Source organism: Nonomuraea deserti, assembly GCF_004348685.1.
GTDB classification, from domain to species: Bacteria; Actinomycetota; Actinomycetes; order Streptosporangiales; family Streptosporangiaceae; genus Nonomuraea; species Nonomuraea deserti.
On sequence record NZ_SMKO01000093.1, the window covers coordinates 1 to 11,488 of the forward strand.

10 protein-coding genes and 1 pseudogene are annotated in these 11,488 nt (G+C 71.7%); 9 read left to right on the plus strand and 2 right to left on the minus strand.

The features are described 5' to 3' along the window. The 5 genes and pseudogenes from E1292_RS51415 to E1292_RS28620 all read left to right on the plus strand — a co-directional run. Positions 1–345 (plus strand): annotated as a pseudogene (locus tag E1292_RS51415) (hypothetical protein); the annotation flags it as partial. 21 nt (positions 346–366) lie between these two features. Next, a complete protein-coding gene (locus E1292_RS28605; protein WP_132598434.1) occupies positions 367–1,059 on the plus strand; it encodes a DUF2786 domain-containing protein in 693 nt (230 codons plus the stop codon). A 160-nt stretch (positions 1,060–1,219) separates the two neighbouring features. Continuing rightward, the gene (locus E1292_RS28610; protein WP_132598436.1) at positions 1,220–2,266 is read left to right on the plus strand and encodes an Ldh family oxidoreductase; all 1,047 of its coding nucleotides are present in this window, start codon (positions 1,220–1,222) and stop codon (positions 2,264–2,266) included. Positions 2,267–2,306: 40 nt separating this feature from the next. Next, positions 2,307–3,620, plus strand: a complete 1,314-nt coding sequence (locus tag E1292_RS28615; RefSeq protein WP_132598438.1) for an MFS transporter — start codon at positions 2,307–2,309, stop codon at positions 3,618–3,620. Positions 3,621–3,629: 9 nt separating this feature from the next. Beyond that, positions 3,630–4,394 (plus strand): SDR family NAD(P)-dependent oxidoreductase, encoded by a 765-nt coding sequence (locus tag E1292_RS28620; protein WP_132598440.1) that lies wholly within the window; start codon positions 3,630–3,632, stop codon positions 4,392–4,394. Between the two features lie 72 nt (positions 4,395–4,466). Here the strand turns inward: E1292_RS28620 and pgm are convergent, their stop codons facing one another. Beyond that, on the minus strand, positions 4,467–6,095 hold the full coding sequence (gene pgm, locus E1292_RS28625; RefSeq protein ID WP_132598442.1) for a phosphoglucomutase (alpha-D-glucose-1,6-bisphosphate-dependent): 1,629 nt from the start codon (positions 6,093–6,095) through the stop codon (positions 4,467–4,469). A 97-nt stretch (positions 6,096–6,192) separates the two neighbouring features. On the opposite strand from pgm, the gene E1292_RS28630 reads away from it, so the two are divergent. From E1292_RS28630 to thrS, 3 genes are all read left to right on the plus strand, one after another. Then, positions 6,193–7,092: a TIGR03564 family F420-dependent LLM class oxidoreductase gene (locus tag E1292_RS28630; RefSeq protein WP_132598444.1), complete on the plus strand. Its 900-nt coding sequence runs from the start codon at positions 6,193–6,195 to the stop codon at positions 7,090–7,092. A 30-nt stretch (positions 7,093–7,122) separates the two neighbouring features. After that, the gene (locus E1292_RS28635) at positions 7,123–7,737 is read left to right on the plus strand and encodes a glycoside hydrolase family 25 protein (protein WP_165974787.1); all 615 of its coding nucleotides are present in this window, start codon (positions 7,123–7,125) and stop codon (positions 7,735–7,737) included. A gap of 175 nt (positions 7,738–7,912) precedes the next feature. Continuing rightward, positions 7,913–9,877, plus strand: a complete 1,965-nt coding sequence (gene thrS / locus E1292_RS28640; RefSeq protein ID WP_132598448.1) for a threonine--tRNA ligase — start codon at positions 7,913–7,915, stop codon at positions 9,875–9,877. A gap of 294 nt (positions 9,878–10,171) precedes the next feature. Here thrS and E1292_RS28645 read toward each other — a convergent pair whose 3' ends face one another. Further along, on the minus strand, positions 10,172–10,816 hold the full coding sequence (locus E1292_RS28645; RefSeq protein WP_246090397.1) for a PIG-L deacetylase family protein: 645 nt from the start codon (positions 10,814–10,816) through the stop codon (positions 10,172–10,174). 133 nt (positions 10,817–10,949) lie between these two features. Between E1292_RS28645 and E1292_RS28650 the strand changes: the two genes are divergently transcribed. Further along, positions 10,950–11,480: an HIT family protein gene (locus E1292_RS28650; RefSeq protein WP_246090398.1), complete on the plus strand. Its 531-nt coding sequence runs from the start codon at positions 10,950–10,952 to the stop codon at positions 11,478–11,480. Positions 11,481–11,488: the final 8 nt, after the last annotated feature.

An 11,488-nucleotide genomic window follows, 5' to 3' on the forward strand; every position in this document is an offset into this window, starting at 1 on the left:
GCCCTGCCGCCCGCGCTGGCCGAGCTCGTCGAGGACGAGGACGAGGACGTCGAGGTGCTCGACGCCACCCCGCAGGTGGTCAGCACGGCCGAGCGGGCCGCCCGGATGCGGGCCGCGCGCGACTACTGGGACCGGCAGATCGCCAAGGGCATCGTGCCGCGCACCGTCGACATCGCCCAGGAGATCGGCATCTCGCTGGCCACGGCGCGCGAGTATCGTGCTCTGTGGAAGCTGGAGCCGCAGGCACACGCCCTCATCGAGGCTCTCTACCACCAGCACGGCATCGTCGACACAGGCGCCTTCCCCGCCATAGGGGCCGACGGGAGGGTGCTGACGAAGTCCTGAGGCGTCGTTGGAGGAGCACCGTTGCGGGAGCGCACGCTGGAACGTGTCAGGAAACTCCTGGCCAAGGCCGAACGCACCGACAACGAGCACGAGCGGGCGACGTTCATGGCGGCCGCGTCGGCGCTCATGGCCAGGCACGGCATCGACGCGCTTCCTCCCGCGGGCACCCGCCAGACGCCCGGTGACCGCATCGTCTCCCTGCCCCACCCGTGGGCCAGGGAGAAGGCCCGCCTCGTCAGCCTGGTGGCCCAGGCGGTGCGGTGCCGGCCCCTGCTCATCGGGCGGGGTGGGGGCGGGCAGCGGGTGCACGTGTTCGGGTTCGCCGCCGACCTCGAACGCGCCGACCTGCTGGCCACCTCGCTGCTGCTGCAGATGGCCTCGGGGCTGGCGCGCGTGCGGCTCCCCGAAGGGGTCACTGCCGTGCGGGCCTACCGGCGGTCGTGGTTGCTCGGGTTCACCGACGAGGTGTACCGGCTGCTGTGCGAGGCCGAGTCCCGCGCCGAGGCCGAGTCCGCCGGCACCGGGACGGCGGTGGTGCTGGCCGATCGGAGGGCCGAGGTGGAGCGGGCGGTGGCGGCCCGCTACCCGGACATCCGGATGAGCGTGCCCAGGACGAGCGGCACCGGCTACCGCGACGGCGTCGCCGCCGGCCGCCGAGCGGACATCGGCCGCACCGGGATGAGCACCGCCACCGCCCCCGAGCTCACCCGCTGACACCCGCTCCGCCCTGCCGGTCCGGCGCCCGCCGAGGGACGCGATCAGGCCTCCGGACAAGCGCTTGGTAAGCCCTTTCCGTTGATCCGTTTGGGCGGGCTCACAGTGGGCATAAGCGCGCACACGGAACGCAGGATCTGCGGAAGCGAGACAGGTCACCGTGAACGCATCCTCCCGTCTCATCACCGCCGACCAGCTGCGCGATCTCGCCCGCGACCTCCTGACCGCCGCACGGGTCCCCGCCGACACGGCGGCGACGGTCTCCGCCTCCCTGGTCGAGGCCGACCTCGCCGGGCACGGCTCGCACGGCGTACGCCGGCTCGTGCCGTACGTCGACAGGATCGAGGCCGGTGTGATCGTGCCGGACGCCCGCCCCGACGTCGTCTCGCGCCGCGGCGCGACCGCCGTCGTGTCGGGACGGCGCGGCTTCGGGCAGGCCGCCGCCCGGCTGGCCACCGCCGAGGCCGCGCGGCTCGCCGCCGCGCACGGCGCCGGCGTGGTCGCCATCAGGGAGTGCAACCACGTCGGCAGGCTCGGCGAGTACGCCGGGACGCTGGCCGCCCAGGGCCTCATCGCGCAGGTGGTCGGCAACGCCGACCCGACCGTTGCCCCGTACGGCGGGCGCCGCAGGATGCTGGGCACCAACCCCATGGCCTGGGCCGTGCCCCGGGCGGGGGGCGCGGCCGTGGTCATGGACTGGGCGACCGCCGCCATGGCCGAGGGCAAGCTGGGCCTGCTGCTGGCCGGCGGCTCGAAGGCGCCCGAGGGGGTGGTCGTCGATCCCGAGGGCCGCCCTTCCACCGATCCGGCCGACTTCTACCGGGGCGGGGCGCTGCTGCCGTTCGGCGGCCACAAGGGGTACGGCCTGAGCGTCCTCATCGAGCTGGTCGGCGGCCTGCTCACCGGCACCGGCACCGCCTGCTCACCCGAGTACGACGGCACGTTCGGCACGGTGATCACCGCCATGGACCTGTCCGCGTTCGTCCCCCTGGACGACTACGTCGCCCAGGTCGAATCCTTCTGCGAAGCCCTGCGCGCCTCGGGCCCCGGCGTGGTCGTTCCGGGGGAGCCGGAGGCCGAGGCGCGCGCGACGCGGCTGAAGGAGGGGATCCCCGTGCCCGCGCCCGTCTGGGCCGAGCTGGGCGTCCTCGCCGCACGGCTCGGCGTTCCGCAGCCGCGAGCTCCGCGGCCTGCGCCGGGCCGCTGACCGCGGCCCGCCACACCCTGACACCGCCCCTGGAGGTCAGATGTCCGCCACAACACCCGAACTGAAGCGCGTCGTCACGGGCGCCCTCGTGGGCACCGCACTGGAGTGGTACGACTTCTTCATCTACGGCACGGCCGCCGCGCTCGTCTTCAACCAGCTGTTCTTCACCGAGGCCGATCCGGCGGCGGGCACGATCGCCGCGTTCGCCACGTTCGGCGTGGGTTTCGTGGTCCGGCCGTTCGGCGGCATCCTGTTCGGCCACCTCGGCGACAAGATCGGCCGCCGCTCGACCCTGATCATCACCACGGTGATCATGGGCGTGTCGACCGGGCTCATCGGCCTGCTGCCCACCTACCCGTCGATCGGCGTGTGGGCGCCCATCCTGCTCACGCTGCTGCGTGTCTGCCAGGGGCTGGGCGCGGGCGCGGAGTTCGGTGGCGCGGCGACGCTGCTGGCCGAGCACGCCCCGCAGGGCAGGCGCGGCTACTACGCCTCCTACGCGCAGACCGGCGTGCAGATCGGCCTGGTGCTCGGCACCTCCGCGTTCCTGCTCGTGCAGCTCCTGCCGCAGCAGGAGATCGTCTCGTGGGGCTGGCGGGTGCCGTTCCTCGTGAGCTTCGCGCTGATCGGGGTGGCGCTGTACGTGCGGCTGCGGGTGTCCGAGTCGCCGGTGTTCCGCGAGATGGAGCGGACCCGCGAGATCGTCAGGCTGCCGATCAAGGACGCCGTGGCCCGCTACCCGCGCAACTTCCTCGTCGGCGTCGGGGCGCACATCTGCGACACGGCCGTGGTCTACACGCTGGCCACGTTCAGCGTCGCGTACGCCACCAGCCGGCTCGGCCTGGACAGCCACACGGCGCTGCTGGGGGTGATCTTCTTCGGGCTGACCGTCATCGTGCTGCAGCCGATCTACGGACATCTGTCGGACCGGGTGGGGCGGCGCCCGCTCAACCTGTTCAGCGTGGTGTTCGTCGCGGTGTTCGCCTTCCCGTACTTCCTCATGGTCAACACCGGCGTGCCCTGGCTCGTGTGGCTGGCGATGATGGTCATGGGGGCGTTCGGGTTCGCCCCGCAGGTCGCGGTGCAGCCGGTGTTCTACGCCGAGTTGTTCGGGGCGCGGGTGCGCTACACCGGGTTCGCGGCCTCGCGCGAGCTGGGCGCGGCGGTGGCCGGGTTCTCGCCGCTGATCGGCGCCGCTCTCGCGGCGCGGATGGGCGGGGCGCCGTGGCTCGTCGCGGCGTTCCTCATCGGGACCGCGGTGATCTCGTTCGCGGCCTTCTACGCCTCGCGCGAGAGCAAGGACATGGACATCACCGCCTTCGACCCGCTGCACCGGCGACTGGTCGAGGAGTGAGGGAGCGGCATGGACATCAACGGCAGCGTCGCCGTGATCACCGGCGGCGGCACCGGCATCGGGGCGGCCGTGGCGGAGCACCTGGCCAGGAAGGGCGCGGCGACCGTGATCGTCAACTATTCGCGTTCGGCGGCGGAGGCGGAGGCCACGGTCGCCCGCCTGGAGGGTCTGGGCTGCAAGGCCGAGGCGATGGCCGCCGACGTGTCCGACGACGCCGCCGTGCGGCGCATGGCCGCGCGCGTACGCGCCGCCCACGGCAGGGTCGACGCCCTGGTCTGCAACGCGGGGACGACCACATGGGTGCCCTTCCCGGACCTGGAGGGGCTGACCGGGGAGGTGTGGCAGCAGATCATGGGCGTCAACCTGATGGGCCCCTTCCACTGCGCCCGCGCCTTCGCCCCCGACCTGCGGGCCGCGCGCGGCGCGATCGTCAACGTCGCCTCCATCGCCGGCCTCCTCCCCACGGGCTCCTCCATCGCGTACGGGGTGAGCAAGGCCGCCCTGATCCAGCTCACCCGTGACCTGGCGGTCGCGCTCGGCCCCGAGGTCCGGGTGAACGCCGTCGCGCCCGGCATCGTGGCGACCCGCTGGCACATCGGCAGGATGGGGGAGCAGGTGTTCTCCGAGATGGCCGCGCGGGAGGAGGCGAAGGCGCCGCTGAAACGCACGGCGCGTCCCGAGGACGTCGCCCAGATGATCGTCGCGCTGCTGGAGTCGGACCTGGTCACCGGCGAGGTCCTCGTCGGCGACGGCGGCCGGCACCTGACCTACTGACGGCGGCTCGCACGGGCCGCGCCGGATGCCGGACGCGGCCGGGGCCATCCCCGGCCCCGGCCGCCCGCCGGATCAGCCGAGGGCCGACGAGACCAGGGAGCGGGCCTCCTCCTGGACCTTGGCCAGATGGTCGGGCCCGCGGAAGGACTCGGCGTAGATCTTGTAGACGTCCTCCGTCCCGGAGGGGCGGGCCGCGAACCAGGCGCTCTCGGTCGCCACCTTCACCCCGCCGAGCGCCGCGCCGTTGCCGGGCGCCGACGTCTGCACCGCCGTGATGGGCTCGCCCGCCAGCGACGAGGCCGTCACCTGCTCGGCGGAGAGCTTCCCGAGCACGGCCTTCTCCTCGCGCGTCGCGGGAGCGTCCACGCGGGCGTACGCGGGCTCGCCGAACCGCTCGACCAGCTTCCTGTAGTGGTCGCTCGGCGAGCGGCCGGTGACGGCGAGGATCTCGGAGGCCAGCAGCGCCAGGATGACGCCGTCCTTGTCGGTGGACCAGACGGATCCGTCGCGCCGCAGGAACGACGCCCCCGCGCTCTCCTCGCCGCCGAACCCCAGCGACCCGTCGAGCAGCCCGGGCACGAACCACTTGAAGCCCACCGGGACCTCGTAGAGCCGCCGCCCCAGCGACTGCGCGACGCGGTCGATGACGCCGCTGCTGACCATGGTCTTGCCGACCCCGGCGTCGGCCGGCCAGCCGTCGCGGTGCGCGTAGAGGTAGGAGATGGCGACGGCGAGGTAGTGGTTGGGGTTCATGAGGCCGTCGGGCGTGACGATGCCGTGCCGGTCGGCGTCGGCGTCGTTGCCGGTGGATATGTCGTACTTTTCACGATTGGCGATCAGCGACGCCATCGCGTACGGCGACGAGCAGTCCATCCGGATCTTGCCGTCCCAGTCGAGCGTCATGAACCGCCACGTCGGATCGACCAGCGGGTTGACGACCGTCAGCGCGAGGCGGTGCCGCTCGGCGATCTCCCCCCAGTAGGCCACGCTCGCCCCGCCCAGCGGGTCGGCCCCGACGCGCACCCCGGCCGCCCTGATCGCGTCCAGGTCGAGCACCGACGGCAGGTCGTCGACGTACGTCCCCAGGAAGTCGTAACGCTCCGCCACCCCCAGCGCCCTGGAGTACGGGATCCGTGACACGCCCTCCATCCCCGCGGCCAGCAGCCGGTTGGCGCGGTCCTGGATCCACGTGGTGGCGTCGGTGTCGGCGGGACCGCCGTGCGGCGGGTTGTACTTGAAGCCGCCGTCGCCCGGCGGGTTGTGCGACGGCGTGATCACCACGCCGTCGGCGAGCCCCGACGTGCGCCCCCGGTTGTGCCGCAGGACGGCGTGGGACACGGCGGGGGTCGGCGTGTAGCCGTCGCGCGTGTCGATCAGGACCGTGACGTCGTTGGCCGCCAGCACCTCCAGCGCCGACACCCGCGCGGGCTCCGACAGCGCGTGCGTGTCGATGCCGAGGAACAACGGCCCGTCCGTGCCCTGCGCGCGCCGATATTCGCAGATGGCCTGGCTCGTGGCGAGGATGTGGTCCTCGTTGAACGCCGTGTCGAACGCCGACCCCCGGTGCCCCGAGGTGCCGAACGCCACCCGCTGCTCCACCTCGTCAGGGTCGGGGCGGAGCGCGTAGTAGGACGTCACCAGCCGGGCGACGTCGACGAGGTCGGCTGGTCGAGCGGGCTCTCCCGCGCGTTCGTGCGTCATGTTCGCCACTTTACAAATCCCGTCCGGCACGGCGGATGCCCCCCGCCGGGGCGGGGAGATACATTCGCGTCAGTCACCAGAACGGAGTTCTGTTCCTATGCGATACGGCTTCTTCCTGTCCGAGCGAAACGTGGACGACCCCATCGGAGACCTGCGCGACCAGATCGCCGGGGCGGCGCGGGACGGCTTCACCTCGGCCTGGCTGTCCAACATCTTCGGCCTCGACGCCCTCACCGCCCTGGCCGCCGCCGGCGGCCAGGTGCCCGGCATCGAACTCGGCACCGCCGTCGTGCCGACCTACCCGCGCCACCCGGCCGCGCTCGCCCAGCAGGCCATGACCGTCAACGCCGCGCTCGGCGGGCGCCTCGCCCTCGGCATCGGCCTGTCGCACAAGGTCGTCATCGAGGACATGTACGGCTACAGCTTCGACCGGCCCGGCCGCCACATGAAGGAATACCTCGACATCCTCATCCCGGCGAGCAGGGGAGAGCAGGTCAGGTACGAGGGCGAGACGCTCAAGGCCGACATCCGGCTCGGCACCCCCGGCGCCGGATTCCCCGTGCTGGTCGCCGCGCTCGGCCCCCGGATGCTCAGGCTCGCCGGCACCGTGGCCGACGGCACCGTGCTCTGGATGACCGGCCCCAAGACGATCGCCGAGCACATCGCGCCCACCATCAAGGCGGCCGCAGCCGAGGCGGGCCGCGAGCCGCCCAGGATCGTGTGCGCGCTGCCCGTCTGCGTGACCGACGACCCCGCCGCCGCGGTCGCCCGCGCCAACGAGATCTTCGAGACGTACGGACGGCTCCCGTCCTACCGTGCGATGCTCGACAGGGAAGGCGCGGCCACCCCGGGCGACGTGGCGATCGTCGGCGACGAGGACACGGTGCTGGCCAAGCTCGACGAGCTCAAGCAGGCCGGGGTGACCGATTTCGTGGGCTCCGCGTACTCCGGCAGGGAACGTACCCTGAACCTTCTGATCGGCGCGGCGAAGGGCTGATCAGGAGACATCTCAATAAACTCCGACAAGGTGAAGCGCTTGCTCCTGGGCATAGATGTGTCGAACTGGCAGGGCACCGTCGACTGGGCCGACCACGCCGAAACCGGCGTGTCCTTCGCCTTCGCCAAGGCCACCGAGGGCGGTGACTACGTCGACAAGTGGTTCGCGCGCAACTGGAACGGCATGCGGGAGAGCTGGATCGTCTGCGGCGCGTACCACTTCGCCCGGCCCAAGGGCGACCCCATTGAGCAGGCGCGGCACTTCCTGCGCACGATCGCGCAGGCGGGCGGGCTGCGCCGCGGCGACCTGGTCGCGCTCGACCTGGAGACCAACGACGGCGCGCGCCCCGAGCGGGTCGCCCGCTTCGCGCGCCGCTGGTGCCACCACGTCGAGCGGCACTGCGGCGTGCGGCCGTTCATCTACACCTTCCACGCCTTCGCCAACGGAGGACACTGCGCGGGCCTGGCCGAATATCCGCTGTGGATCGCGAGCCCGGCGAAGCCGCGCGGCCGGCCCGACGTCCCGCGCCCCTGGCAGGACTGGACCATCCACCAGTACTCCAACAGCCCGATCGACCGCAACATCTTCCACGGCACCCGCAAGGAGCTGACGAAGCTGGGGTATCGCCCGCGCCGGCGGCGCTGACCCGCCGCCGCTCCGCCCGAAGATCGTCCGGGGCGAGGGCGAGGGCGAGGGCGCGGGCGGAGGCGAGGGCCGGCGGCGCGGTGGCCGGGGACGCCTGTCGCCCGCGATAGCATCGGTGTTCACCATCGAAGCAGCCTCGGTGCCGGGCATCGAGCGCGATCCCTGAGGAGTCACCGTGTCAGCCGAGCTACGCATCACCCTCGCCGGAGCCGAGCGTGTGGTCGCGGCCGGCACGACGGCCGGGCAGGCCCTCGGGGCCGATGGCCGCACGGTCATCGCGGCCAGGGTCAACGGCGAGGCGCGCGACCTGGCCCACCCGCTGGAGCAGGGCGACGTGGTCGAGCCGATCGAGATCTCCAGCGAGGAGGGCCGGGCGATCGTCCGCCACTCCACCGCCCACGTCATGGCCCAGGCCGTGCAGGAGCTCTTCCCCGAGGCCAAGCTGGGCATCGGCCCGCCCGTCGACAACGGCTTCTACTACGACTTCGACGTCGAGCAGGCGTTCCACCCCGACGATCTCAAGCGCATCGAGAAGCGCATGCGCGAGATCGTCAAGCAGGGGCAGCTGTTCTCCCGCCGGGCCGTCTCCGACGACGAGGCACGCGAGGAGCTCGCGGGTGAGCCGTACAAACTGGAGCTGATCGGGCTCAAGGGCGGGGCCGAGGACGAAGAGTCGGTCGAGGTGGGAGCGGGGCAGCTCACCATCTACGACAACCTCGACCCCAAGACCGGCGAGCCGGCCTGGAAAGACCTGTGCCGCGGCCCCCACGTGCCGTCCACCCGGTCGATCCCCGCGTTCAAGCTCATGCGCTCCGGCGGCGCCTACTGGCGGGGCAGCGAGAAGAACCCGCAGCTCCAGCGCATCTACGGCACCGCGTGGGAGTCGCGCGACAAGCAGGACGACTACCTCAAGCTGCTGGAGGAGGCCGAGAAGCGCGACCACCGCAAGCTCGGCGCCGAGCTCGACCTGTTCAGCTTCCCGCCAGAGCTGGGCAGCGGGCTGCCAATCTTCCATCCCAAGGGCGGGATCATCCGCAAGGAGATGGAAGACTACATGCGCCGGCGGCAGGGCGAGGCGGGCTACGAGTTCGTCAACACCCCGCACATCACCAAGTCGACGCTGTTCGAGACCTCCGGTCACCTGCCGTGGTATGCCGACGACATGTTCCCGCCCTTCGAGCTGGAGGGCATCGACTACCGCGTCAAGCCGATGAACTGCCCGATGCACAACCTGATCTTCCGGGCGCGCGGGCGCTCCTACCGCGAGCTGCCGCTGCGGCTGTGCGAGTTCGGCTCGGTCTACCGCTACGAGAAGTCGGGCGTGGTCCACGGCCTGACCCGGGTGCGCGGCATGACGCAGGACGACTCCCACATCTACTGCACCCGCGAGCAGATGGTCGGCGAGATCAAGAGCCTGCTCACCTTCGTGCTCAGCGTGCTGCGCGACTTCGGCCTGTCGGAGTTCTACCTGGAGCTGTCCACCCGCGACGAGTCCGACAAGTTCATCGGCGACCCCGCCGACTGGGACGAGGCGACCGAGGCGCTGCGCCAGACGGCCGAGGAGTCGGGCCTCGAACTGGTCGACGACCCGGGCGGCGCGGCCTTCTACGGCCCGAAGATCTCGGTACAGGCCAAGGACGCGATCGGCCGCACCTGGCAGCTGTCCACCATCCAGCTCGACCTCAACCAGCCCAAGCGCTTCGAGCTCGAATACCAGGCCGCCGACGGCAGCCGCCAGACGCCCGTCATGATCCACCGGGCGCTGTTCGGCTCGATCGAACGTTTCCTCGGCGTCCTCACCGAGCACTACGCCGGCGCGTTCCCGCCCTGGCTGGCCCCGGTCCAGGTGGCCGGCATCCCGATCGCCGACGCCCACGTGCCCTACCTCCAGGACGTCGCCAAGCGGCTGAAGGAGCGGGGCATCAGGGTCGAGGTCGACGCGTCCGACGACCGCATGCAGAAGAAGATCCGCAACGCGCAGAAGGCCAAGGTCCCCTACATGCTGCTGGCCGGCGACGACGACATCGCCAACGGCGCGGTGTCGTTCCGCTTCCGCAGTGGCGAGCAGAAGAACGGCGTCCCCATCGACGAGGCGATCGCCGAGATCGTCAACGCCGTGGAGCGCCGGGTCCAGGTCTGACCCCGCACGCGTGGTGAGGCGGCCCTCACACCCGGGCACCGCCTCACCGCCGTCCCCAACCGCGCCCTGCTGACCACGCCTCGCTGACCTCGCCCGGTTGGTCGCGCCACGGGCCGGCGTGTCCACCGTGGCGGCAAGGGCCGGGGGCACGGAGCCGGCGTGTCCGGTGACAGGGGCAGGGTGCGGAGTCGGCGCGGAGCGAGTGGGGCCGGCGGGGTCAGCGGAGGAAGAGGCGGAAGGAGACGGCGGGGCGGCCGCCGAAGCGTTCGGCCGTCTCTGTGGCGAAGCCCTCGATCAGGTTGCGGGCGTAGGTCTCCGGATCTTCGGTGGTGAGGGCCTCGATGTAGGCGCGGTGCTCGATGAGCGAGCGCACGCCGCGTTCCAGGCCGGACGTGACGTCCACGGCGTGGGTGGGGAGGCGGATCCGGCCACCGCGACCCAGCGGACGCCGTCCCACGGCTCAGCCTCCGTGTCAGGAAAAATCCACCGATTTCCGGCGTCACCGGCCGCGTCGAGCACGGCCCGGCCCACCGCACGATGATCGGGCGTGTTCCAGTACGTGCCGTTCCAGGTGTCGTCCGGGTTCAGCGTGACCACGAGCTCCGGACGGTGCCTGCGGATGGCGGCGGCCAGATCCTTCCTGAGCGCGGTCCCGTACTCGATCACCCCGTCGGCGTGGCCGAGGAACTCCACGCTGGTCACGCCGACGACGGCCGCGCTGGCCCGCTGCTCACGCTCGCGCACGACGGCGGACTTCGCGGGTTCGAGCGTGTCGATGCCCGCCTCGCCCTTCGTGGCGAGCACGTAGGAGACTTCGCGGCCCGCGTCGGTCCAGGTCGCCACGGCCGACGCGCAGCCGTACTCCAGGTCGTCGGGGTGGGCCACGATGGCGAGGGCCCGCTGCCAGTCTTCGGGCATGGGTTCGAGCTGAGAGGTCATGGGTGCCATCCTGGCAGGCCTTCCGGCGGCTCGCGCGGGGAAGGACCGCCCGTTTCTGGCCCGCGCCCGCGGGCGGTGCCTGGGCTCGTACCGGAGGAACACCCTGATTGCCCGTGGTCCTATGCTGCTAGGTATGCACGATCAGGCAGGGGCAGGGGATCCGGACAACTTCGAGCGTCTGTGGACCCCGCATCGCATGGCCTACATCAAGGGCGAGAACAAACCGACGGGCACCGGCCCCGGCGACGGGTGCCCGTTCGACGCGATCCCCAAGATGAGCGACGAGGAGGGCCTGATCGTCGCCAGGGGTGACACCGTCTACGCGGTGCTCAACCTCTATCCGTACAACTCGGGGCACCTGATGGTGGTGCCCTACCGCCACGTGGCCGACTACGCGGAGCTGCAGCCTGCCGAGCTGGTGGAGCTGGGGCAGTTCACCCAGAAGTCGCTGGGGGCGCTGCGCAAGGCCAGCGGCGCTCAGGGCTTCAACGTCGGCATGAACCTCGGCCAGGTCGCCGGCGCCGGCATCGCCGCGCACCTGCACCAGCACGTGGTGCCCCGGTGGGGCGGTGACACGAACTTCATGCCGGTCGTCGGCCAGACCAAGGTCCTCCCGCAGCTGTTGCGCGACACGCGGCAGTTGCTCGCCGACGCCTGGGACTGAGCCGGCCC